The 23,021-nt window shown below is 70.0% G+C and carries 21 protein-coding genes; 8 read left to right on the top strand and 13 right to left on the bottom strand.

Going from position 1 to position 23,021, the window contains the following annotated elements; translation table 11 throughout:
- Window positions 1–53: 53 nt before the first annotated feature.
- The 9 genes from lipB to FHX44_RS24520 all read right to left on the bottom strand — a co-directional run bounded on the left by lipB (window position 54) and on the right by FHX44_RS24520 (window position 8,205).
- Window positions 54–758, bottom strand: coding sequence for a lipoyl(octanoyl) transferase LipB (lipB, locus tag FHX44_RS24560; protein ID WP_246170563.1), 705 nt, complete (start codon window positions 756–758; stop codon window positions 54–56).
- Window positions 759–760: 2 nt separating this feature from the next.
- A complete protein-coding gene (locus FHX44_RS24555; RefSeq protein ID WP_147257945.1) occupies window positions 761–1,018 on the bottom strand; it encodes a hypothetical protein in 258 nt (85 codons plus the stop codon).
- Between the two features lie 302 nt (window positions 1,019–1,320).
- Window positions 1,321–1,845: a DUF5130 family protein gene (locus FHX44_RS24550; RefSeq protein WP_425469151.1), complete on the bottom strand. Its 525-nt coding sequence runs from the start codon at window positions 1,843–1,845 to the stop codon at window positions 1,321–1,323.
- The gene (gene ctaJ / locus FHX44_RS24545; RefSeq protein ID WP_147257943.1) at window positions 1,832–2,107 is read right to left on the bottom strand and encodes an aa3-type cytochrome oxidase subunit CtaJ; all 276 of its coding nucleotides are present in this window, start codon (window positions 2,105–2,107) and stop codon (window positions 1,832–1,834) included. The genes FHX44_RS24550 and ctaJ overlap by 14 nt, the downstream gene beginning before the upstream one ends.
- Before the next feature lie 58 nt (window positions 2,108–2,165).
- Window positions 2,166–3,422, bottom strand: a complete 1,257-nt coding sequence (locus FHX44_RS24540; protein WP_147257942.1) for a nucleotide sugar dehydrogenase — start codon at window positions 3,420–3,422, stop codon at window positions 2,166–2,168.
- 16 nt (window positions 3,423–3,438) lie between these two features.
- Window positions 3,439–4,383 carry an NAD-dependent epimerase/dehydratase family protein gene (locus FHX44_RS24535; protein ID WP_147257941.1) on the bottom strand — a complete coding sequence of 315 codons (945 nt, stop codon included), beginning with the start codon at window positions 4,381–4,383 and terminating at the stop codon, window positions 3,439–3,441.
- Window positions 4,380–5,711 (bottom strand): nucleotide sugar dehydrogenase, encoded by a 1,332-nt coding sequence (locus FHX44_RS24530; protein ID WP_246170562.1) that lies wholly within the window; start codon window positions 5,709–5,711, stop codon window positions 4,380–4,382. Before FHX44_RS24530 ends, FHX44_RS24535 begins: the two co-directional genes overlap by 4 nt.
- Window positions 5,712–5,743: 32 nt before the next feature.
- The gene (locus FHX44_RS24525) at window positions 5,744–6,487 is read right to left on the bottom strand and encodes a nucleotidyltransferase family protein (protein ID WP_147257940.1); all 744 of its coding nucleotides are present in this window, start codon (window positions 6,485–6,487) and stop codon (window positions 5,744–5,746) included.
- Between the two features lie 578 nt (window positions 6,488–7,065).
- A complete protein-coding gene (locus tag FHX44_RS24520) occupies window positions 7,066–8,205 on the bottom strand; it encodes a DegT/DnrJ/EryC1/StrS family aminotransferase (RefSeq protein WP_147257939.1) in 1,140 nt (379 codons plus the stop codon).
- A gap of 197 nt (window positions 8,206–8,402) precedes the next feature.
- On the opposite strand from FHX44_RS24520, the gene FHX44_RS24515 reads away from it, so the two are divergent.
- Both FHX44_RS24515 and FHX44_RS24510 read left to right on the top strand, forming a co-directional pair.
- On the top strand, window positions 8,403–9,137 hold the full coding sequence (locus FHX44_RS24515) for a polysaccharide deacetylase family protein (protein WP_170309029.1): 735 nt from the start codon (window positions 8,403–8,405) through the stop codon (window positions 9,135–9,137).
- Window positions 9,134–10,183, top strand: a complete 1,050-nt coding sequence (locus FHX44_RS24510; RefSeq protein ID WP_147257937.1) for a glycosyltransferase family 2 protein — start codon at window positions 9,134–9,136, stop codon at window positions 10,181–10,183. Before FHX44_RS24515 ends, FHX44_RS24510 begins: the two co-directional genes overlap by 4 nt.
- Here FHX44_RS24510 and FHX44_RS24505 read toward each other — a convergent pair.
- The gene (locus FHX44_RS24505) at window positions 10,137–11,531 is read right to left on the bottom strand and encodes a hypothetical protein (RefSeq protein ID WP_147257936.1); all 1,395 of its coding nucleotides are present in this window, start codon (window positions 11,529–11,531) and stop codon (window positions 10,137–10,139) included. The two genes, FHX44_RS24510 and FHX44_RS24505, sit on opposite strands and share 47 nt — an antisense overlap.
- Before the next feature lie 140 nt (window positions 11,532–11,671).
- On the opposite strand from FHX44_RS24505, the gene FHX44_RS24500 reads away from it, so the two are divergent.
- Window positions 11,672–12,793, top strand: a complete 1,122-nt coding sequence (locus FHX44_RS24500; protein ID WP_147257935.1) for a glycosyltransferase family 4 protein — start codon at window positions 11,672–11,674, stop codon at window positions 12,791–12,793.
- Here the strand turns inward: FHX44_RS24500 and FHX44_RS24495 are convergent.
- Window positions 12,775–13,446 (bottom strand): phosphatase PAP2 family protein, encoded by a 672-nt coding sequence (locus tag FHX44_RS24495; RefSeq protein ID WP_147257934.1) that lies wholly within the window; start codon window positions 13,444–13,446, stop codon window positions 12,775–12,777. The two genes, FHX44_RS24500 and FHX44_RS24495, sit on opposite strands and share 19 nt — an antisense overlap.
- A 129-nt stretch (window positions 13,447–13,575) precedes the next feature.
- Here FHX44_RS24495 and FHX44_RS24490 point away from each other — a divergent pair, with 129 nt between their 5' ends.
- Window positions 13,576–15,177, top strand: coding sequence for a tyrosine-protein kinase domain-containing protein (locus tag FHX44_RS24490; protein WP_246170999.1), 1,602 nt, complete (start codon window positions 13,576–13,578; stop codon window positions 15,175–15,177).
- 8 nt (window positions 15,178–15,185) lie between these two features.
- Window positions 15,186–16,706 (top strand): PIG-L family deacetylase, encoded by a 1,521-nt coding sequence (locus FHX44_RS24485; protein WP_170309027.1) that lies wholly within the window; start codon window positions 15,186–15,188, stop codon window positions 16,704–16,706.
- Here the strand turns inward: FHX44_RS24485 and FHX44_RS24480 are convergent.
- Together FHX44_RS24480 and FHX44_RS24475 are read right to left on the bottom strand one after the other, a co-directional pair.
- Window positions 16,674–17,672 carry a GNAT family N-acetyltransferase gene (locus FHX44_RS24480; protein ID WP_170309026.1) on the bottom strand — a complete coding sequence of 333 codons (999 nt, stop codon included), beginning with the start codon at window positions 17,670–17,672 and terminating at the stop codon, window positions 16,674–16,676. The genes FHX44_RS24485 and FHX44_RS24480 overlap by 33 nt on opposite strands.
- Before the next feature lie 95 nt (window positions 17,673–17,767).
- Window positions 17,768–18,778 (bottom strand): GNAT family N-acetyltransferase, encoded by a 1,011-nt coding sequence (locus FHX44_RS24475; protein ID WP_170309025.1) that lies wholly within the window; start codon window positions 18,776–18,778, stop codon window positions 17,768–17,770.
- Between the two features lie 222 nt (window positions 18,779–19,000).
- Between FHX44_RS24475 and FHX44_RS24470 the strand changes: the two genes are divergently transcribed.
- The 3 genes from FHX44_RS24470 (at window position 19,001) to FHX44_RS24460 (ending at window position 22,932) form a co-directional block, all read left to right on the top strand.
- Window positions 19,001–20,281, top strand: a complete 1,281-nt coding sequence (locus FHX44_RS24470) for a lipopolysaccharide biosynthesis protein (protein WP_147257929.1) — start codon at window positions 19,001–19,003, stop codon at window positions 20,279–20,281.
- 103 nt (window positions 20,282–20,384) lie between these two features.
- Complete coding sequence (locus tag FHX44_RS24465; RefSeq protein ID WP_147257928.1) at window positions 20,385–21,500, top strand: right-handed parallel beta-helix repeat-containing protein; 1,116 nt, start codon at window positions 20,385–20,387, stop codon at window positions 21,498–21,500.
- Between the two features lie 7 nt (window positions 21,501–21,507).
- Window positions 21,508–22,932, top strand: a complete 1,425-nt coding sequence (locus FHX44_RS24460) for a polysaccharide deacetylase family protein (protein WP_147257927.1) — start codon at window positions 21,508–21,510, stop codon at window positions 22,930–22,932.
- The last annotated feature ends 89 nt before the right edge of the window (window positions 22,933–23,021 follow it).

Genomic DNA, 23,021 nt, shown 5'->3' with positions numbered 1-23,021 from the left:
ACGAACGGCGCGCTCGTCGGAACCCATCCGACGAACGCGCCGCTCGTCGGAACTCAGGAGGCGCCCAACGCCTTCGCGAGGGCGTCGCGGACCTCGTCCTCATGCGGGGCCTTCTCGCCTCGCTCCTCGGCCAGCACCTGCAGGGACGTGATCGGGTCGGCCAGGCCGCAGGAGACGAACTGGTCGAAGGCCGTCATGTCCGGGTCGACGTTCAGGGCGAAGCCGTGGCTGCTGACCCCGCCGCGGATCCGCATGCCGATCGACGCGATCTTGCGATGGACTGTGTCCGTTTGCCGCGGCTCCGCCGCGGCGTGCGAGCGGGCCTGGGAGAGGCCCGCTCGCGGTGTCCACACGCCGACGAGGCTGGATCCGCCGGGCGGGGTCTGCCTGCGGACGGCGGGGACGCCCAGCTCGGCCAGGGCGGCGATGATGCCCTGCTCCATCCAGCGGACGACGTCGGCAGGGCCGCGCTCGCGCACGTTGGCCACGAGGTAACCGACGATCTGGCCGGGGCCGTGGTAGGTGGCCTGCCCGCCGCGGTCGACCTCGACCACGGGCAGCCCGGACGCGGCTGCGGGGAGGTCGGCGGGCGAGGTCCTCGAGCCGTAGGTGACGACCGGTGGGTGGGACAGCAGGAACAGCCGGTCGCCCGCGGTGCCTGCCTGGCACTGCGCAACCCAGCCGTGCATGGCCGCGACGGCCGCCTCGTACTCGACCTCGCCCAGGTCGACCCTGCTGAGGCCGGGGAAGACCTGCACCGTCAGTGGGTGAACCCCATGCTGCGCAGGAAGCGGCGCCAGGCGCTGTTGGCCGGGCGGTACTCGGCGCAGGCCCTGCGGCCGCAGGCGCCGCAGTCGGAACCGGGCCGGTAGTGCTCGTGCGCCTCGGGACCGTGGCCGCACGTGCACGGATCGACGACGGTGTGCTGCGCGGGCGGCTGCGGCGGGTCGGCGGGGATCGGCAGGGACTCCCGCCGCTGCACCGGGAGGGAGCTCTCGAGGTTCGGGATGACCGGCATACCCGTGGGTGGCGTGAGGACGGACGAGCCGGCAGTGCCCCGCCGGCCGCGACGCTGCCCATCGCCGGCTGAGTGTCCCGTTGCCGCGTCACCCATGTAGGTCCCTGCCCTTCATCAGTCCGTGGCCCTCTGAGAAGGCCGTGGACGCACAGTATGCGACGTGGGCCACTGCGTCGACCACCGCCAACTCGGGGCGAAGCTCGAAGGTTACGGCTGATCTGTCACCGGTCGCGCTCCGCGCATGAGCCGGGAACCCCACGGTGAGCGGTCGGGAAACGGCGGCCTGCCTTCGGAGGGCGAGCTCAGCGGGTGCGGCGGGCGCCGGCCTGGTCGGCCAGCATGCGCAGGCCGCTCAGCAGGCCACCGAGCAGGTCGCCCTCCTTGAAGGAGGCCACCATGCTCATGACGGCGAGCTTGGCGCCGCGGTCGGGCAGGCGGGTGCGGGCCTCGGCACCGCTGAGCACCTCGACGAACCGCTGCTCCGGGCTCACGGCCACGAGCACGGCGTCGGCGGAGCCCTCGAGCTGGTCGTGCAACGCGGCCACGCGGGCCGACGGGTCGGGGCCGAGGTCACCGAGGTACACGCTGAAGAGCAGGCCGGTCTCGCGGCTGGCGAGGGTGAGCGCCTCGTCGAGGCGGGCCATCTGGACCGGGGTGAACGGCTGCTCGGCCCGTGACGGCTCCTGGTACTCCTCCGCGCGCGAGATCCGGCCCGACGCCGTGACGACCGCCCCGACGGGCAGGTCCTCGCTGCCCGGCCGGACGACGGCGGTGCCGGTGCCGCCGTGGTCGGTGGTGCTACCCGGGTGTGCCTCACCAGCTGCCACGGGCACCTCCTCGCTCGGCGCCGGCGCGCGCACCCACGAGGGCGGGGCCGCGGTCGGCGGTGTGATCATCTGAGTGGTCGACGGGCGGCAGGTGCGCGCCCTGCGGGTTGGCGGTCCACCACATCGGCTCGTGGGGCCACGGCTGCCCCACCCGGTATCGGGGCCTGCGGGCCATCCGCGGTGCGACCACCAGCAGCGCGATACCCAGGTACAACGCCACCGAGGGCACCACGAAGTAGAGGATCGTCTCCCACACGCTCACGTGCGAGGACGATAGTCGACAGGGCCGCGGCGGCCGCACCCGGCGGGCGGGCACAGGGTCACAGTCGCTCCGCCTCGGCCGACCTGACCCGGTTGCGCGTGTCGAGGATGCGGGCGGACCACCGTTCGAGCAGTGACCAGTCCAGCGCGTCGTGGTCGGTGAGCACGAGCACGAGGTCGGCACACTCGACGTGCTCGGTCGTGAGCGGCACGACGCGGACGAACGGCGGCACCTGCTGGGGATCGATCAGCGGATCCACGGCGGTGAGCAGGGCCCCGCGATCCGCCAGCCGGCGTGCGACCTCGAGTGCCGGCGACTGGCGGGCATCGCCCGAGTTCGCCTTGTAGGCGAGGCCGACCAGCAGGATCGAGCTGCCGTTGACGGCCTTGTACCTGCGGTTCAGGTGCTCGGCCACGCGCGTGACGACGTAGTCCGGCATGTGATCGTTGATGTCGTTGGCGATGTCGATGAACCGGAAGTTGCTCCCCACCGCGCGCCGCACCTGCCACTGCAGGTAGGAGGGATCGATCGGGAGGCAGTGGCCGCCGACGCCGGGCCCGGGGGTGAACTTCATGAACCCGAACGGCTTGGACGCCGCGGCATCGAGGACCGACCAGATATCGATCCCGAGCCCGTGGCAGTACATCGCGAGCTCGTTCACCAGCGCGATGTTCACGTGCCGGAACGTGTTCTCCAGCAACTTGGCCAGCTCGGCCTCGCGGATCGTCCGGACCGGCACGACCTGGTCGACCAGCTGCTCGTAGAACCCGACGACCGCATCGAGCGACCGCTCATCCAACCCGGACACGATCTTCGGCGTGTTCTTCAGCGTCCATCTCGGGTTGCCCGGATCGATCCGCTCCGGGCTGTACCCGACGCAGTAGTCGCGCCCAGCTCGCAGCGCACTCCCCGCCTCCAGCAGCGGGATGAAGACGTCCTCCGTGGTGCCGGGATACGTCGTCGACTCCAACACCACGCAGCAGCCGGTCCGCAAGTGCGGGCCGAGCTCGACGGCGGCGGCCTTGACGTAGCTCAGGTCCGGCACACCGTCTCGCAGCGGCGTCGGGACCGACACGACCGCGACGTCGAACCCTGCGAGAACCGTGGCGTCCGCCGTGGGGCGATACCGGCCGGAGGCCAGCATCGTCGCCAGCTGCGCATCGGTGACATCGTCGATGAACGTTTTCGCGCGTTGGAGCAGATCCACACGACGCTTGTCGGTGTCGTAGCCCACGACCTCGAACCCCACCTCGACCGCGCGAACCGCGAGAGGCAGCCCGACGTAGCCCTGTCCGATCACGACGATTCGAGTCATTGGTCGGCCCCCTCGCCTAGATCGACTCGCGGTACCACGCGAACGTCCGCCGCACGCCTTCCTCCAACGGCACCCGCGGCTCGTAACCCGTGAGTGCGCGGAGCTTGGTCAGATCGGGAACCCGCCGGGCGACCGCGCCGGGCGGCGCCGGCAGCACTTGGAGGTCGGGGTTGAAGTCGGCCAGCCGGAGCACCAGCTTGGCGAGGTCCGCGATGACCGTCTCGGTGTCGGAGCCGATGTGCACGATCTCCCCGACCGAATCGTCTGTGGTCATCAGGCGGACGATGGCGTCGGTCGCGTCGTCGACGTAGCAGAATGCGCGGGCCTGGTCGGCCCCCCACACGCGGAACGGGTTCTCGCGACGAATCGCCCGCGCCGACATCTCACCGATCACGTGGTCGGTGCCCCCTCGCGGGCCATAGACGTTGTGGAACCGGCCGATCACGAAGGGGAACCCCTTGGCCCGCGACGTGTGTACGACCGCCGCCTCGCCCCACATCTTGCTGATCGCGTAGGTGAACCGGGGTGCCGTGACGTCCTCGACCATCAGCGGGACGGTCTCGGGCGTGGGAACGCCCACGATCCCCGCATTGACCCCGCCTGCGTAGGTCTCGCTCGTCGATGCGAAGAACAGGCGCGCGTCCGGCTCGATCCAGTCGAGCATGTTCATCACGGCGAGCGTGTTCACGTGGAGCACCCGCGCCGGATCGTTGATCACGTTCCGCACCCCGAGGACGGCCACGAGCATGTATACCTCGTCCCAGCCGCGCGGAAGCTGGTCATAAGCGTCGCGGTTGGTGAGGTCCGCGTGGACGACGGGGACGTCGAGCCGGGCCAGGTCCTGGTCCTGCCGGCCGCGGGAGAAGTCGTCGACGATCGTCACCGACCGCCCCGCCTCGAGTAGCCGCCGTGTGAGGTGCACCCCGATGAAGCCGGCCCCACCCAGCACGAGCGCTCTCACGCGAACACCCCTCCCGTCGGTGCCGGAGACCTGTCCGGGCCCTTGAAGCCGAGTGCCGCGTAGTGCACGCCGCAGGCGGTCACCTGGTCGGCGTCGAGGATCCGCCACGAGTCGAACACGAACCGGAGCCTCGAGCCGGCGATCGCCGCGGCCACGTCCATACCCCGGTATTCGGGATGGTCGGTGACGATCAGAACGCCGTCGGCCGCCCGGAACCCCTCCGCGAGACCGACGGGCTCCCCGCCGTAGGCACGGATGACCTCGCCCCGCACCCGCGGATCGTGTCCCAGCACCCGGATCCCGGCGGCGGCGAAGACGGGCATCATGGCCGCGATCGGCGTGCCGCGCATGTCGTCCGTCGGCGGCCACCCCTTGTAGGCCCAGCCGAGGACGGTCAGCGTGCCGCCGCGGCCGTCGGGCATGAGGTCGACCACGCGTCGCGCGACGTGAACCGGCAGGTTCTCGTTCAGCGTGCGCGCAGCTTTGATCAGCTGCGGGGTGTACCCGTGGCGCTCGGCTCCCGAGAGCATGAGGTACGGGTCTTTCGACAGGCATCCCCCGCCCACGTACCCGGGCTTCGCGATGTCCGGCCGCGGGTAGTCCAGGTTCGTCGCCCTGATGACCTCCAGCGGGTCCAGACCGAGGCGCTCGGTCAGCATGGCGATCTCGTTGCCGAACGAGTAGATCACGTCCGTGTGGCAGTTGTTCGCGAGCTTGACCAGCTCGGCGGCCTCCAGGCTCGACACCGGGACCAGCTGCCTGGCCAGCCCGCTGAAGAGGTCGACACCGAGTTCGAGGCTCTCCTGGTCGAGCCCCCCGATGACCTGCGGCAACTCGGCCAGCTCACGGAGGGCCTGCCCTTGGATCGTGCGTTCCGGCGCCATCACGAGACGCGCTTCCCCCCAGGCCTGCAGCAGCGGCGGGAGGACGAACTGGCGGCTGGCCCCCACCGGGACCGTGCTACGCACCACGACGAGCGTGCCGGGCCGGCACCGCTCGGCCACGTGTTCGGCCGCCGCAACGAGGTTGTCGAGGTACGGCTCGTGCGTCGCGCCGTCGACGGGGGTGGAGACGCAGATGACGACCGCGTCCAACGCGCCGTCCGGCAGCTCCGACGCCACGAAGATCTTCTCACCGACGAGTTCCTCGAAGGCCTCGCCCACCCCCGGCTCGAAGATGTGCGGTTCACCCCGTGACAGGCTTTCGACGACCGCGGGCTGCACATCGACGCCGTGCACCTCGTAGCCGCCCCTGCGGGCCATGGCCGCGGCCAGCGTGAGGCCGACGTACCCCATTCCGACGATTCCGACTTTCCAGCTCCGTGTCACGGACGGTCTCCAGCCATTTCCTGCATTTCCGCTCACGAGGCGAAACCAACCTGCGAAACGGGTCGAACGGGCGGCAGGAGGATGGACCGGTATTCCTCGAAGGAACGGTTTGCCTCGTCGTAGTCCTCCGGACGACCGATGTCGAGCCAGTAGCCGTCGAACTCGAACGCACGCGGCTTCTGACCGCGGGCCAGGAGGTCCAGGACGAGATCGTCGAAGCCGAACGGCACGTTCCGCGGATACGGCGCGAGCGTTTTGCGGGACATCGCGTAGACACCCATGCTCACGCGATAATTCAGTGTGGGCTTCTCCTGGAACCGCACGATGTGGCCACCGTCGGTCTCCAACGTGCCGAAATCGATCTTCACGTTGCGCTGGTACGTGGCAACCGTCAGCGGCGCACGGGTGTCGATGTGGCATTGCAGCAGCTCGGCGTAGTTGAGATCCGTGAGGACGTCCCCGTTCATCACGATGAAGTGCTCCGGAAGTCGATCGAGGAAGTTCAGGACCGGCCCGATCGTGTACAGCGGTCTCCGTTCCTCGGAGTAGTCGACCTCGAGGTTCCACCGCGACCCATCGCCCACGAATGCGCGTATCAGCGAGCCCAGGTGGCCGATCGCGAGAGTGATTCGGGTGAATCCCTGAACCCTCAACTGCTGCAGGATTATGTCGAGGACCGCATACTCCTCGCCGATGGGCACCAGCGGCTTCGGAAAGGCGGTGGTGTAGGGCCTCAGCCGAACCCCCCGGCCTCCGGCAAGAATCGCAACGTGCATGGTCTATCTCCCCCTCACGTACGCCTTTCTCGTGCATCTGTGGTTTGTAACGCCCCGTACGCATGCAGAGACGCACGGACACCGCGTGATCACGGCTTGCTCGGGCCGCGCAGGATCTGCTGCACGAGCCGGTGGGCAAGTCACCCCGCTCTCAGCGGGCCCACGACTCCCGGTCGACGAGTTCGGTGGACATGCTCGGGCAAAGGCATCGTTCCCCCAATCCGGCTGGCAGCCCCCTCACTACCATAAAAGCGTTATCGCGCGTCCCCGGCACGGCGTTTCCGAGCCTCGCGGCCGTTCACCCGTTCGCTAGGCCGGATCACGGGCGTCCGCCAAGCGTGGAAGGCAGGCCCGTATGAGGCACACGCAGCCGTAAGGCTGTGTTACTCGGATCACACGCCAGCTGCAGCCCGGAGGCGACCACTCGATCAGTCGAGCGCGCTTCACCCTGCTGCCGTCCTGTACGAACGTGCTACCCCGGGTTGAGCCCGTTCGTGTGGATACTTCAGGGGTAGCCCAGAAGAACCAATTGCTTGGTCTGATCCGGTCAGCAAGGCCGGCTTGCTCTCAGGGAAATCTCAGACCGCCACGCCGACGGCCCGGCACAGCGCCGCCACGACCCTCTCGACGTCAGAAGTGTCCAAGGCCGGGTGTAGCGGCAGTGTCAGCTGGCGGTCGCTGAACCGCTCGGTGTTCGGGAGGGAGGTTTCCCCACACGAGCGGCGGTAGTACTCGAACTGGTGGATGGCCGGGAAGTGCACGCTGGTCTGCACGCCCTCCGCGCGCATCTCGGCCATCACCTTCGCCCGGTTGCACCCCTCCGGCAGCAGCACCGGCATGATGTGCCCGGACGTCCGGTGCGCGGGATCGAAGGGTACGACGATCTCCGGCGCCCCTCGGCCCAGCTCCGCGCGGTAGTGGGCCACGAGCTCGCGGCGGGCCTTGTTCCAGCCGGCGAGCCGTTCGACCTGGACGAGCCCGAGCGCGCCGCGCAGCTCGTCCATCCTGAAGTTGTGGCCGCACTCGACCACGTCGTACCCGACAGCACGGCCACGCGTGCGATCCAGGGTGTTCGCCGTCATGCCGTGCGTGCGGAGCAGCCGAGCTCGCTGCCGCCGCTCGGCATCGCGCATCACGACCATCCCGCCTTCGGCGGTCGTCATGTTCTTGTTCGTGAAGAAGCTGAAGGCCGCCGCATCGCTGACGGCACCAGGCCCCACCAGGCCGGCCACGTGAGCAGCATCTTCGAAGAGCAGCAGATCATGGCCGTCGGCGAGCGCACGCCATGCAGCGACGTCCATCTCGTAACCGCCGTAGTGCATTATCATGATCGCTCGGGTGCGATCTGTGATGTGCCGGCGGGCGTCGTCGATCGACATGTGCGGGCGATCGACGCCCTCGACGTCGACGAACACCGGCGTGGCGCCAACGTGGACGACGACGGAGGCGGTCGCCACGAAGCTCATCGACGGGACCAGAACCTCCATGCCCGGACCGATGTCGCAGGCAGCGAGGCTCAACTGCAGTGCCGCGGTCCCCGAGTTGACGGCCACCGCGTCCTCGACCTCGTGCAGCCCGGCGAAGGCCTGCTCGAACCTCCGCACCCGATCACCCATCGTGAGCCATCGACCGTCGATGACCTCGGCCAGCGCCTGCTTCTCCGGTTCGCCCAGCATCGGAGCAGCGAGTTCGATGACGGGCAGTCCTGCTTGGATCATGCTCCCCCGCTCCCCCACACCGACCTCCCGGTAGTCGTTGTCGCGCGCTGGCCAACACCGTCCCACGTCTTCGTCGCCTCGCACCACGGTGCAGGTTCGGGGCATGTTCGAAAGAGCCGGTCGTGCGATTTACTACCGGGCAGGGGTGAGCGCAGGCCCGAGGAGGGGAAATGGCGCGACGGGGTAGGACGGTCCTGATGCTCCACGACGTGCTTCCCGACGATCGGCAGCTCGGCGAGAGCGGCTTCACCGGTCCGGGACCCGACCGCTACAAGATCAGGCAGTCGCTGTTCGAGTCGATGGCCGGGCGGGCTCGTGCTTCCGGCACGATCCTCACCTTCGACGACGGTGGCCGCAGCGCCCTCGACGTGGTGGCGCCGGTGCTCGCCGAGCACGGCCTGCGCGGCGAGTTCTTCATCGCGACGGCGCGGCTCGGCACGCCTGGGTTCCTCGACCGGAAGGGCCTGGGCGAGCTCGCCGCGGCGGGCCACGTCATCGGCAGCCACTCGCACACGCATCCCGAAGTGATGACGGAGCTGTCCGACGAGGAGATCCGCACCGAGTGGCGGACGAGCATCGCGGTGCTGGAGGATGCCACCGGCATGCCGGTCGAGCGCGCCTCCGTCCCCAACGGGTTCACGAACCGGGCCGTCCTCGCGGCGGCGCACGAGTCCGGGATCCGGACGCTGTACACCTCGACCCCCACCCGGCGCCGACGGACCTACGCGACCATGGACGTCATCGGCCGGTTCGCCGTGCTGGGGGTGGACGGCTCGGGCTGGGCCGTCGCACTCGCCTCGGGTGCAGTGGCGCCACGCCTGAAGCAGCAGGCCCGCTGGAACACGCTGGCGCTGTCCAAGAAGCTGCTGGGCGCGCGATACCCAGCCGTTCGGTCCAAGATCCTCGGGGTGCTGTCAGGGAGGTCGGCATGAGGGCGTCGGCGACCTCGACCGTTCGCGCGATCACGGTGCCGGCCGGCACGCCGACGGTCTCGATCATCTTCCCGGTCCGCAACGAGGAGCGGTTCATCGAGGCCTGCCTGGAATCCGTGCTCGCGCAGGACTACCCGGCGGATCGGGTCGAGATCCTCCTGGTGGACGGCAAGTCGAGCGACCGGACCCGCGAGCTGGCCGCCGCCGTGCTCGCCGACCGGATCGCCTGCGGCAGTGCCCGCATCCTGGACAACCCGCAGGGCATCGCCCCGACCGCGATGAACATCGGGATCGGCGCGTCCACCGGAGACGTGATCGTGCGGGCCGACGGGCACACCGTGCTCCCACCCGACTACGTGCGCCGCTCCGTCGAGGTGCTGCAGGAGACGGGGAGCCAGTGCGTGGGGGGCGCGATCCGGACGCTCGGATCAGGCGCGGTCGGGCGAGCCATCGCCGCCGCCCAGAGCTCGCGGTTCGGGGTCGGCGGCGTCGCGTTCCGCACCGGACGCGCCACGGCCGGGCCGGTCGACACCGTGCCGTTCGGGGCGTGGCCACGCGAGGTCTTCGCCTGCATCGGTGAGTTCGACACCGAGCTCGTCCGCAACCAGGACGACGAGCTGAACCACCGGATCCGGCAGGCGGGCGGCACGGTCTGGTACGACCCGGCGATCTGCACGGACTACTTCGCCACGCCCACGCTCCGCCGGTTCTGGCGCCAGTACTTCCAGTACGGCGAGTACAAGATCATGGTCGCGCAGAAGCGCAACGGGTTCGCCTCCGTCCGCCACGTCGTGCCGGCGACCTTCGTCGTGGCGACCGCGACGTCCCTGCTCCTCGCCGTCGTCCGGCGCGATCCCCGGTGGGCACTCGCGTTGCTCGGGCCGTACGCCGTGGCCAACGGCGCGGCCAGCATCGCGGCGGCCCGGCGGACGCAGGCCCACCCCGCACGCATCGCCGTCGCCTTCGCAGTGCTGCACACGAGCTACGGCACCGGCTTCCTCAAGGGCGTGTGGCGCTGGCGGCGGGCCGCTGGGTGGCGGCCGTAGCAACCTCGCCCCTGCCGCCCGGCCCGTCCTCGGTGGTCGGCGGCCAGTCGCGGGGAGCGAGGGCGCACAGGACGATCAGCGCGAAGAAGCCGTGCGTCAGGATCGCGGTGAGGATGGCCGACTCCGCGAGCGATATCGCCGGCACCACGAACATCATGCAGGCGAAAGGCGCGGAGAGCCCGCGGGCGGCGTCGTCGACCGCCCACAGGAGCAGGATGAGCACGATCGTGGCGGCGAGCATCCCGAGATAGCCGAAGTTCGCGTAGCCGTCGGCGAGCCAGTTCCCGTTGGCGTGCGTGTCCGGGTTGCCGAAGAATCCCGCACCGACGAGGTCCGGCGGCTCCTTGTCGTACGGGTAGTGGACGTACGACGACAGGACCGAGTGGCCGAGCTGAGCCTTCGGGGCGTCGTCGAAGACCTGGACGTAACCGGCCGTCGTCAGGCCGGGCAGCACCAGCGTCCGCCGGATGAACAGCGACGTCAGGTCGTTGGACGCGAGCAGCCAGTCCACCGTCATCACGACGACCGACCCGATCGAGGCGGCCACCAGCACCGTGCTGCCGGTCGGCCGGCGCATGCGCAGGAACAGGAAGGCCGCGACCAGGGCGATCGGGGCGAGGGACGCAGTCTTGTTGCCCTGCTCGGCGTACAGGTACAGCTCTCCGACCGTCCCGGCCAAGGCCCAGCCCCAGCGCCGGGTGAACAGGCCACGCACGATCATGAGCGGGTTGACGATCTTGTCGAGCATCGGCACGACGTAGCCCAAGGCGGGGAACTCCGCCTCTTCGATCCGGAACTCGCCGCGCACGCCGTAGACGTCGTTGAACGACGGCAGCGTCCAGTTCACCCCGATGGCGAGCAGGACGTAGCAGTTCAGAACCACGAACAGCAGCGCGATGAGCGCCCACCACGTCCGCGGCCGCAGCGGCATGAGCGGGACGAAGCCGCGCAGCGGCTGGCGGGTTCCGATGACCGCGACCAGCAGGAAGCACCCGCCGCCCCACAGCGCAAGCTCCAACGCCGCCGGCCTGCTCAGGGCGGGCGCGTACTGCGGCACGACGAGGCTCGGCAGCACCGCGATGAGGAACAGCACCCATGCGATCAGGTGCGAGGGCCGCGCGATCTGCCGCGGGAGCACCAGTGCGATGGCGACGACGAGGGCGATCGCCACGGCGTAACCGAACGGATCCGGACTGCGGTAGCCGAACTGCAGGTACGTGAAGATCGGCGCGATGTGGTTGGCGTAGGCGTAGTGCAGGATCGCGACGTAGCCGAGAACGACGAGCACGGCGACCGGTGCGCGCCCGAGCACCGGTCGCCGGGCCGGAGCTACGGCCGTCGGCGGCACGCCTCGGACAGTAGCAATTCGAGCCTGTGACCGGCGGCTAACGTGGAGGGCGTCCCGGGCGATCCCGTCCACGTGGGCTCGTCGACCGAAGTCACATCGCGGAGGCACCGGGGGCGCCCGGTCGTGGGGAGCAACCGCACGTGAACGACATCGCACATGTCCGTCCGAGGATCCGGCACCTGACCTCGGTGCACCGCGTGGAGGACACGCGGATCCTGCACCGGGAATGCGCGAGCCTGGTGCGGGCGGGCCACGACGTCGCGCTGATCGCCGGCCGGCCGGCCCGCGAACCCCTGGCCGGGGTGCGGGTCGTCGGGGTAGGGCTGCCGCGCAACCGCATCGACCGGGCGTTCCGCCTGTCGTGGCGGGTGTTCCGGGCCGCGCGGCGCGAGCGCGCCGACATCTGCCATTTCCACGACCCCGAGCTGATCTGGGTCGGTCTGCTGCTCAAGCTCCTCGGCTGCCGCGTGGTCTACGACGTTCACGAGGACGTCCCGCTGCAGATCATGAACAAGTGGTGGATCCCGTGGTACGCGCGGCGGTTCCTGGCCTGGGGTGCCGCCGTGGCCGAGTGGATCGGTGGCAGGGCCTTCGACGCGATCGTCGCCGCCACGCCGACGATCGCCGAGAAGTTCCCGGTGGCGAAGACGGTGGTGGTCCAGAATTTCCCGGAGGCCGAGATCGCGCAGCGACCGGAGCCGGTGCCCGTGGAGGAACGCCGGTACGCGTTCGCATACGTGGGCGGGCTCAAGGCCGTCCAGGGCGCTCGGGAGATCCCGGAGGTCGCCGCGGCGCTACCCGAAGGGGCGAGGGCGGTCGTCGCGGGCTGGTTCGACGACGAGGCCGTGGAGCGCGACGCGCGGTCGAGCGAGGGCTGGCCGCGGGTGGACTACCTCGGCGGCGTCGCCCACGAGCGTGCGATCGAGGCGATCCGCGACGCGGTGTGCGGGATCGTCGTCGACCACCCCATCAGCAACTACCTCGACTCCTACTCGACCAAGATGTTCGAGTACATGGCTTGCGCCGTGCCGGTGGTGTGCTCGGACTTCCCGCTGTGGGTCCGGCTCGTCGGCGACGCCGACTGCGGGATCACGGTCGACCCGATGGATCCGCGCGCGGCCGCCGCGGCGATCGAGAAGCTGCTCACGGATCCGGACGAGGCACGCAGGCTGGGCGCCAACGGCCGCCGCGCGATCCTCGAGCGCTACAACTGGGAGACCGAGTTCGCGAAGCTCGACGCGCTCTACCCGCGTCTCGTGTAGACGGTGTCCGGCTCGCGGCGGCGGTCGGCCAGTGCGTCGATCAGCAGGGCGACGCCGAGCACGGCGGCGACCGCGACGAGGAAACCGCCGACGGCGTCGGTCGCGTAGTGCCAGCCGGCGGCGACGAGCAGCACGGTCATCGAGGTGCCGGCCAGCGCGCCGATCCCGGCGATGAGCGCGGCCGCCCGCGGCGGGTCGGGCCGCAGCAACGCGGCCAGCACGAACGCCGCGAGGAGGGCGAGTGACGTCGCCCCGGCGGTGTGACCGCTGGGGTAGGCCCAGTCGCCCTCGATGGTGCGGCCGACCAGCGGTTGGAACAGCATCGCGCACGCGCCGGCCGCGCCGGGCCCGAGGACCGCGAGCAGCGCCAGCCGGCGACGCCGGAGCAGCAGGCACACGAGCGCGGTCAGGAAGGCGGTGACGACGACGACCAGCGGGCTGCCGACCTCGATCAGCAGGACGATCCAGCGGCTGCGCGGCGTGAGCTCGTCGACCAGTTTCTCGGTGCGGTGGTCGAGCCAGCGGGCACTCGACCCGCCCGCGTACCGCGCGGCCAGCAGGGCGAAGACGACGACGGCGACCACCACGACCACGGTGGTCCGGCGCCGCAGGGCCGTCGGGAGAAGGGGCGGCTCGACGCGATCACCCACCACCTCGTCCACGCTACCGATCAGCGCGCAGGACCCGCCGGAACCTGAAAACCCGCTGAGAACCGGGACGAACTGAGGTGGAAAGTGCTTCCCCGAGCGAGTAACGGTTGGGCCTCGAGCGCGACGACCTGTATGGGGAGTTGTGAGATTGCCAACAGATCCTGGGCGCTGGCGCCCGGGAGACGGGGGTTGCGTGTGACACCGCGGGAGTGTCTGGACGTACTCGGCGCTCGATGGCGGTCCGTCATAGCCGGGCTTCTGCTGGGCCTGCTCGTCGCCGTTGGTGTCACCGTGCTCGTGCCGCCGACGTACGCGGCTTCGGTCACCATCTTCGTCTCCGCGCGATCTCCCGGTGGTGACGTGGCCGCGGCCGTTGAGGGCGGTGACCTGTCCGCTCAGCGGATGGCCACCTACCTCGAGGTGCTGCGCAGCCAACGGGTCGCCTCGCAGGTGGCGGAGCGGATGGGGGGCGGGATCACCGCCGACGAGGTGCTGGACAAGATCAGCGCGAGCACCACACCGGACACCCTGTTGCTCACCGCGACCGTCGAGGACGAGTCGCCGCAGCGGGCCGCGGACATCGCGAACACCCTGGCCGAGAGGTTCAACGCCAACGTCGCAGAGCTGGAGCAGCCGGACCCGCAGACCCCACCGGTGGTCACCGCCCGGACGTTCGAGTCGGCCGTCCCACCGACATCGCCGACACAGCCGCGGCCGCTGCTGAACATCGCGCTCGGTCTCGTTCTCGGGCTCCTCGCCGGAATCGGCTACGCGCTGTTGCGCAACGCCCTCGACCGGTCCGTCAAGTCCCGCGATCAGCTGCGCCGCGCCGTCGACGCCCCGGTGCTGGGGGTGATCGCCGACGACAACGACGTCCGGGCGCACCGCCTCGCCTTCCGCGAGCGCCCCAGGGGCCGGGTGGCCGAGGCGTTCCGGCAGCTGCGCGCCAACCTGCAGTCCATCAACGTGCACGACGCCCACCGGACGATCCTGCTCACGAGCGCCGGCCCGGACGAGGGCACGACGACGACGGTGTGCAACCTCGCCCTGGCGATGGCCGACGCGGGCAAACGCGTGCTGGTGATCGAGGCCGACTTCCGCCACCCCCGCGCCGCGGACCTGTTCGGGATCGACCGCACCGTCGGGTTGACCAATGTCCTCGCCAGCCGCGTGAACTGGATGCCGGCCGTGCACCGGTGGCACGACGCCGTCGACGTCCTGCCCAGCGGGCCGCTGCCACCGAACCCCAGCGAGCTGCTCAGCCAGCCGACGATGGACCGGCTCCTCGCTGACGTGCGCGCCCGGTACGACGTCGTGATCATCGATTCGCCACCTCTGGGCGCCGTGTCGGACGCATCCGTCCTCGCTCCGCGGGTGGACGGTGTCGTGCTGGTGGTGCGCTGGGGGAAGACGACGACGTCGGCGGCCGAGGAAGCGACGCTTGCCCTCCGCACGGTGTCCGCACGGCTGCTCGGCTCGGTGCTGACGATGGTTCAGGGCAAGAACGACGGCGGGGACGACGCGTACCTCGCCAGCAGCGTCGGCACCCAGTACGCCGTCGGGCCGTGGTCTGTGTCGCCCGGCTCCTCATCGCCGGTGCCGGGAGGGCGCGACGGTCCGCCCCCGCCGCCGCAGGCACCGGCACCGGTGGCACATCCGCCATCCGAGGCGGTGCTCGCCGCCACCGCGCAGCGCCCGTCGCCGCGACCGCGTCCACGGCCTGAAGGGGGATGAGGGGGCAGATGTCCGCAGAGACGACCGCCGGACCGGCACCGCGGGTGGTGTTCATCGGAGGGCTCGACGACGGTCGCCGCGCCGTCGAGGTCCTCCTCCGGCACCCGCGGGCCGACCTGGTCGCCGCCTTCGTCCTCGACGATTCCGAGGCGTCGCGGGTCTCGGGCTTCCGCGCATTCGACGACCTGGTCGAGCCCGGTCGGCTGCGCAAGATCAGGCGCATCAAGCACCACGTCGACGAGATCCGGGAGCTCGCCCCGGATGTGATCATCGTCGTCGGCTTCTCCCAGGTCATCCCGCCGGCGATCCTCGACGTCCCGCCCGGCGGGGTCATCGGCTTCCATTCGGCCGTGCTGCCGGGCCGCCGCGGCTGCTCGCCGCTCATCTGGGCCATGGTCGACGGGCTGACCGAGACCGGCATCTCGATGTTCTACATGGACGAGGGGATCGACACCGGCGACGTCATCGCGGTCGAGCGGTTCGCCATCGAGGAGGACGACGACGCCGCGGACGTGCTGCGCAAGGCCGACGACGCCACTGTCCGCCTGCTCGAGAGGCATCTCGACGCCGTCCTCGACGGCACGGCACCACGCACCCCGCAGCCGGAGGGCGCTGGCACGTACACCCGCAGGCGCACGCCCGCCGACGGCGAGATCGACTGGACCAGGCCTGCCCACGAGGTCGTCAACCTGATCCGGGCACTCGCGCCGCCGTACCCGGTGGCCCACACCTACGCCGGCGACGGCGTACCGGTGCTGATCGAGAAGGCGCGCGCAGCCCCCGAGCTGCAGCTCCCGCCGCCGCGGCGGCTCCAGCACGACCCGATGTACCAACAGGTGCTCTGCGTCGTGGCCCATCCCGACGACGAGACGCTCGGGGTCGGCGGCACGCTCGCGCTGCACGCCGAGGCCGGCAGCGAGGTCACGGTCGTGATCATGTCGGAGGGCGAGGAGGAGAAGCTCGCGCACACCCCCCGGTGCGAGACACGCCGTGAATGTGCCCTCGCCGCGGCCGAGGAACTGGGCATCGCGACGGTGGAGTTCCACGACTTCCCCGACCAACGGTTGGACTCGGTCCCCTTCATCGAGCTGATCAAGACGGTCGAGGCGGCAATCGGGACGCACCGTCCGACCGTCATCTACACCCACCACGGCGGCGACGCGAACACGGACCACCAGGTGGTCTTCAAGGCGGTCTACGCGGCCAGCAGGCCGATGACCCCGCTGGGATCGACCGTCAGCCGCTTCCTGACGTTCGAGACACCGTCGTCCACCGACCAGGCGCCACAGGTCGGAGACTACGTCTTCAACCCCACCACGTACATCGATGTCGAGTCCGTGTGGGACCGCAAGGTCAAGGCGCTGGAGTGCTATCCCACCGAGATGATCGGAGGGCGGCACCCGCGCAGCTTCGAGTACATCGAGGCCCTGGCGAGAGTCCGCGGTGGACACTCCGGGTACATGCTCGCCGAGGGCTTCGTGTCGGTGCGCGAACGGCTAACCAGGCCCGTCTTCCCCGGTCGGGCCTGATTCCCCACCCCTGGCCCGACGAGCGTCGGCCGCTGCGCGCGCGAGGCGTGTCGCAGCACTGCGGGCGGCGAGCATCGGCCGCACGTGCGGCCGAGTACGTGAAACGAAGAAGTACGGCACCTGGCGCGCTCCGAAGGCACGGTTGAACCGCTCGACGGACTCGATCATCGAGCCGAGGAAGTCGAAACTCTGCGACGTCTCACAGGCCCTGCGGATCGCCTCCCAGACGACGAGGCTGTGCGCACCGCTGGAGCGCAACTCCGGATCGGCGCCGCCGAAGAGCGAGTAGGTCGTCGTCGCGTCCCGCACGAAGAACTGGGCGGCGTGGACCCGCTCGCGAGCGTCGACCGCGGCCAGAACGCTCCGCACCCCCCGCGCCTGGCAAGCGCGGTCGAGCCGGTGTGCCAGCGCGTCGCTGAAGGACACCGGCAGTCCCTGCCGGGCGAAGACCTTCCGGTTGATCCGAAGGACGTCGTCGACGCCCAGGTCGGTACGCACCTCCAGCAGCCGGCTCGCGCGGCGGACGTGGTTGCGGACGTTCTTGCCGACGCCGTCCCACAGGCGGTCGGGATCGCTGAGATCGTCGAGCCGGTAGGTGTACCGCACCGTGGCGTCGAAGCCGGCCCAGTAGAACGGCAACCAGTTCGTGACAGTCGGGGCGAAGCTCGCGCGGTACGCATCGAACCTCGGCAGCTTCGCGATCAGCTCGGTCATCAGATCGCGCTCGTTCCTGAGCCGAGCCTCGTACCTGCTTGCCGAGGCATGAAGCCACGGACCGAAGAAGCGGGTCAGCGGCGGCTGGCTGAGCACGGTGACACCCAGCCGACCGCGGCGCACCCAGGGAAGCCTGGCCACGATCTTCCCCTGGCGCTCGACGAGCGTCTCCCCCCACTGGCCGGGGGCCACGGCCTCCAACCACCACCGCTGCTCGAACGGGGTGTGCGCCCAGGGGATCTCGTCGATCACGCCAGCTTCGCTCGGTAGCTCATCGGCAAACGGGCATGGTGTCATCGGACGCAGCGCAGACACAACCGCCACGCGAGCTCACCTGCGAAGTGCGCTCAGCCAGACGTGCCTTCCCCCGTCGGGGTCGACTCCTCGCCTCCACGGCGACGGGCGTCGGTCAGTGCGCGCGCGAGGCGTGCGGCGTCGCGGGCCCCGAACAGCAGCCGCGCGTGCGGCCGAGTACGCGAAACGAAGAAGTACGGCACCTGACGGGCGCCGAAGGCGCGGTTGAACCGCTCGATGGGCTCGATCATCGAGCCGAGGAAGTCGAAACTCTGCGACGTCTCACAGGCCCTGCGGATCGCCTCCCAGACGACGAGGCTGTTCGCGCCACTCGAGCGCAACTCCGGATCGCCGCCACCGAACAGCAGATAGGTCGTCGTCGCATCATGCACGAAGAACCAGGCGGCGTGGACCCGGCCGTCGGCGTCGACCGCGGCCAGGACGCTCCGCGCCCTCCGCGCCCGGCATGCGTGGTCGAGCCGGTGTGCCAGCGCGTCGCTGAAGGACACCGGCAGCCCCTGCCGGGCGAAGACCTTCCGGTTGATCGTCAAGACCTCGTCGACGCCCAGGTCGGTGCGCACCTCCAACTGCCGGCTCGCGCGACGGACGTGGTTGCGGATGTTCGAGCGGAGACCGTTCCACACCCGGTCGGGATCGCTGAGATCGTCGAGGCGGTAGGTGTAGCGCACCGTCGCGTCGAACCCCGCCCAGTAGAACGGCAACCAGTTCGTGATCGCCGGGGCCAAGGATGCGCGGTACGAGTCGAACCTCGGCAGCCTCGCGATCAGCTCCGCCATCAGTTCGTGCTCGGCGACGAGCCGGGTCTCGTACTTGCCCTCCCCGGTCTGGATCCACGGACCGACGAACCGGGTCAGCGGCGGCTGCGTGAGCACGGTGACTCCGAGCTTGCGGCGGCGCACCCAGGGAAGCCTGGCCACGATCTTCCCCTGCCGCTCGACGAGCGTCTCCCCCCACTGACCGGGGGCCACGGCCTCCAACCACCACCGCTGCTCGAACGGGGTGTGCGCCCACGGGATCTCGTCGGTGACGCCGGCTCCGGTCACGAGCTCGTCTGCCGCCGACGTTGTGCCACCTGCGTCACTCCGGACCGAGCTCGCTTGCTCCACATACGCTAACGCGTTGCCCCGAGTGCAGACGTTACAGGGCATCGCGGATTCACGCCGAACGGCTCATCGACACCGCCGTGGTCAAGTCCATCCGGAGCACGTGGCACGATGCGGAGAGATTCCTCGGTTGCGGCATCGATCACGCACCCATAGAGGGAGATGGGAGCATTGCGCCTCAGCGGGCCACTGCGTGGGGTCGCCAGCATCGTCAGCGGCAGCGTCGCCGGACAGGCCGTCGTGATCCTCACCTACCCGCTGCTGACCAGGCTCTACGATCCCGGCGACTTCGGCCTGTTCACCGTGTTCGCCTCCGTGGTGAGCATGATCGCCGTCGCGAGCACCGCCTCGCTCGAGTCCGCGGTCCCGCTGCCGGTCGACGACCGGGACGCCGCGGCCGTGGCCTGGGCGGCCCTTGCTTTCGTGGCGGCAACGGGCCTGGTCACGGCGCTGGTCGGCGCCGTGGCGGCGGCGCCGCTGGCCGCGTTGCTCGGCGCGCCCCGGCTCGCCGGGTACTGGTGGCTGGTCGTGCTCACCGTGCTCGCCTTCGGGACCTACCTCGTGCTGTCGGACTGGATGGTCCGCGACCGGAGCTACGGTGCGCTGGGCAGGCGGAACCTGCTGCAGGGCATCGGTCAGGTCGGCACGCAGCTCGGCCTCGGACTCGCCGGCGTGCGGCCCGTCGGGCTCCTGATGGGCCTCGGCGTCGGCCGTGTCATCGCGCTCGGGGGCCTGGTCTCCCGGAGAGGACTGCTGCGCCAGCCACGGCCGACCGTGGCCGCGATCCGGGCCGCCGTGCGGCGCTACCGCCGGTTCCCCCTGATCGCCATGCCGTCCGCTCTCGTCAACTCCGCGGGGCTCGAGGTTCCTCTGCTCCTGGTCGCCGCCCTGTACGGCGACGTGCGCGCGGGATTCCTCGGCCTGACCGTCCGGGTCATCTCCGGACCGTTCACCGTGATCGGCCAGGCCGTCAACCAGGTGTTCGCGGGCGAGTCCAGCGCGGCGATCCGCACGCCGAACGGCACGCTCGGCCGGATCGTTCGGACGTCGGTGCGCCGGCTCCTGCTCGTGGGAGCAGTTCCGGCCGCCGTTCTTCTCGCCGCCGGCCCGGCATTGTTCGGCGTCGTGTTCGGCCAGGAATGGACCGAGGCCGGCGAGTACGCCCGCCTGCTGGCGCTCGCCTACCTGGGTCAGCTCGCCGTGGTCCCGGTCTCCTCGACGCTCTTCCTGCTGGAGCGGCAGCACCACGAGCTGGCCTGGGTGGTGCTCCGGTTGCTGCTCACGGCGGGCGGCCCCCTCGTGTGCGGGATCGCCGGCGCTCCCGTCACCACGGCGATCGCGGCACTGGCGGCCGGGCACGCTCTGTCCTACGTCCTGCTGTACCTGTTGTGCATCCGAGCCGCGGACGACGCCGACCGGCGCTTCCGCGCGGGGTCTTCGTGACCTCACGACGATCAGATGGTTCGTCTATAGCATGGTCGGGTAACTGGGCGTGCGCTGGGGCTCCCCGGCGCTGCAGGTAGCCATCCCGACGGGACGGAGCCGGATGAGGTACGGGCGGACGATCACCGCGGCACTGGTCGTGGCGGCCCTGGCGGCGTGCGCCCAGGAATCCCCCGAGCCATCACCGCAGAGGCCACCCAACAGCGTCTACCCGGCGCCGCCGACGGCACCAGCCCTCGACGCCGCCGCGCTCGTCGTCGCTCTCGACGGTGACGACGCCGCGGAGGGCACGGCCGCCGCGCCGCTGCGCACGATCGACGCGGCCGCGGGGCGCGCCCAACCCGGGGACACGATCCTCGTCCGGGCCGGCACCTACGAGGGCGACGTCCGCACGGCGGCCAGCGGCACCGAGAGCCAACGCATCACGTTCATCGCCGAGTCGCCCGACACCCGGATCGTCGGCGTCGGAGGCACGGACGGAGCCTGGGAGAACGAGGGCGCCTACGTCGACATCGTGGGGTTCGACATCACGGGACCGAACGCGGACGGGCTGTACAACAAGGGTTCGCAGGCGCGGCTGATGAGGAACCGGGTGCACGGCATCGCCGGCAACTGCATCTACGTGCAGAACGAGGACTACAGCGTCACCGACGTCGATGTGCTCAGCAACGTCACGTTCGACTGTGGGGAGGACAAGCTCGACCACGGCATCTACGTCACCCACCGGGGTGGCCGGGTGGCCAACAACATCTCCTACGGCAACACCGGTTACGGCATCCAGTGCTGGCACGCCTGCAACAGTCTCGCGATCGTGAACAACCTCGTGTTCAACAACCCGGAGGGCGGGATCGTCGTCGGCGCGGATGACGACGAGTACGAGACCGGCAACTCCCTGATCGCCAACAACATCGTGGTCGACAACGGTCGCGAGGGTATCCGGGAGACCGGGGAGTCGGGCGACGGCAACCGGTTCGTGAACAACCTCCTGTGGGGCAACGACCGGGACGCCATCCAGATCAACGGCGGCGACGAGGCGGGCACGATCGTCGCGGACCCGCAGTTCGTGAACTTCGCGGCGGACGGATCGGGCGACTACCGGCTCGCGCCGACCAGCCCGGCCATCGACACCGGGGAGCCGGAGGTAGCCCTGCGATTCGCATTCGACCGTGCGCCGCGGCCCCAGTCTCAGGGGTTCGACGTCGGGCCGTACGAACAGTAAGCAGCGGATGACCCTCCTCGTCTCGGCTCCAGCTGGATACCAGGAGGAGCGCCGCTACGTCCTGGGCGTCGTTCTCGGCGACTGGCTGGGGCTCGACTGGAGCCTCGTGACGCACGAGCGTCCGGACGTCAGGATCGGCCTCGCCGAGGATCCGGACGGTGCAGCCGTGACGACGCCGGATGCCCTCTTCAGCACTGCGCCCGACCAGTGGTTGACCGACTCCGCGCTGCCGTCGAGACCGCTGCCGAGACGGCGAGTGGGTCAGGCCGCGGCCGGGGTGCTGGATGCCGAGGAGCAACTGCCCGTCCTCTACGGCGGTTCCTCGCCCCCGTCGGCCAACCTCGCCGAGCAGTGCGAGCAGGGTGTGCGCCTCGACGTCGACGTGTTCGGCAGCGCATTCGCGATGCTCACGAGGTACGAGGAAGTCGTCATGGCTGCTGCGCGCGACACCTACGACCGCTTCCCCCTGGCATCGACGCTCGCGTTCGCCGAGGGCTTCGTGGAGTCACCAGTGGTCGACGCGTACGTCGCACTGCTCGCCGCGGCCCTCGGCAGGGTGTGGCCGCGCATGGAGTTCCGGCGCCACCGATACCAGGTGATGTTGACCCACGACGTGGACGACCCGTTGTCGACCGTAGGACGCCGCCCCCGCATGCTGGCCCGTCAGTTTGCGGGCGACCTGGTCCGGCGCCGAGACGTCGGGCTCGCGCTGCGTCGGGTGCGTGCGGTCGTCGACGCACGCCGCGGGCGCTACGACACCGACCCGAACAACACTTTCGAGTTCCTCATGGACGTCAGCGAGCGTCACTCCTTGCGCAGTTCCTTCTACTTCCTCGCCCGAGGCGACGCGGATCCGGCAGCTCCGCGCTACCAGTTGTTCGATCATCCCTGGGTCCAGGACCTGATGAGACGCGTCCATCGGCGCGGTCACGAGATCGGATTGCACGCGGGGTTCGGCACGTATCGCGACGCTGCGGCCACGGCGGAGGAGTTCGACCGCCTGCGCACCGCGGCCGAGGGTCAGGGCATCGCTCAGGAGTCCTGGGGCGGCCGGCAGCACTACCTGCAGTGGAGGAATCCGCACACATGGCGGAACTGGGGTGCAGCAGGGCTCAAGTACGACTGCTCGGTCGCCTTCAGTGAAGCCGTGGGCTTCCGGACGGGCACGAGTCGTGAATTCCCCGTATTCGATCTGCTGGCGCGCACACCGCTGGACCTCGTCGAGAAGCCGTTCCAGGTGATGGACGTGTCCCTTTTCGGCCATATGTCTCTCGTCCCGGACGACGCCGCCCGCGCGACGCTGCGCATCGCCCAGCAGTGCCGACGATACGGCGGCACCATCGGCATCCTCTGGCACAATGACGAGGTACTACGCACCGCGCGGGAGAAGCACTGGTACGAGGAGTTGATCGCGACTGTCGCCGCTCTCTGAATTCCAGCGGTAGATCGTGATCAGATGTCGGTCGGCGACTGAGGGGGAGCTGAGGTCATCAGCGAGAACGCCCGGGTGCCACGTTCGCC

The sequence above is a fragment of the Pseudonocardia hierapolitana genome (assembly GCF_007994075.1).
GTDB lineage: Bacteria > Actinomycetota > Actinomycetes > Mycobacteriales > Pseudonocardiaceae > Pseudonocardia > Pseudonocardia hierapolitana.
This window is presented reverse-complemented; position numbering and strand designations above follow the sequence as displayed.

Coding starts and splice junctions, on each gene's coding strand:
- FHX44_RS24555 (WP_147257945.1), bottom strand. CDS start 1,018: ATGCCGGTCATCCCGAACCTCGAGAGCTCCCTCCCGGTGCAGCGGCGG.
- FHX44_RS24540 (WP_147257942.1), bottom strand. CDS start 3,422: ATGACTCGAATCGTCGTGATCGGACAGGGCTACGTCGGGCTGCCTCTC.
- FHX44_RS24525 (WP_147257940.1), bottom strand. CDS start 6,487: ATGCACGTTGCGATTCTTGCCGGAGGCCGGGGGGTTCGGCTGAGGCCC.
- FHX44_RS24520 (WP_147257939.1), bottom strand. CDS start 8,205: ATGATCCAAGCAGGACTGCCCGTCATCGAACTCGCTGCTCCGATGCTG.
- FHX44_RS24515 (WP_170309029.1), top strand. CDS start 8,403: ATGCTCCACGACGTGCTTCCCGACGATCGGCAGCTCGGCGAGAGCGGC.
- FHX44_RS24510 (WP_147257937.1), top strand. CDS start 9,134: ATGAGGGCGTCGGCGACCTCGACCGTTCGCGCGATCACGGTGCCGGCC.
- FHX44_RS24490 (WP_246170999.1), top strand. CDS start 13,576: ATGGGGAGTTGTGAGATTGCCAACAGATCCTGGGCGCTGGCGCCCGGG.
- FHX44_RS24485 (WP_170309027.1), top strand. CDS start 15,186: ATGTCCGCAGAGACGACCGCCGGACCGGCACCGCGGGTGGTGTTCATC.
- FHX44_RS24470 (WP_147257929.1), top strand. CDS start 19,001: ATGGGAGCATTGCGCCTCAGCGGGCCACTGCGTGGGGTCGCCAGCATC.
- FHX44_RS24465 (WP_147257928.1), top strand. CDS start 20,385: ATGAGGTACGGGCGGACGATCACCGCGGCACTGGTCGTGGCGGCCCTG.
- FHX44_RS24460 (WP_147257927.1), top strand. CDS start 21,508: ATGACCCTCCTCGTCTCGGCTCCAGCTGGATACCAGGAGGAGCGCCGC.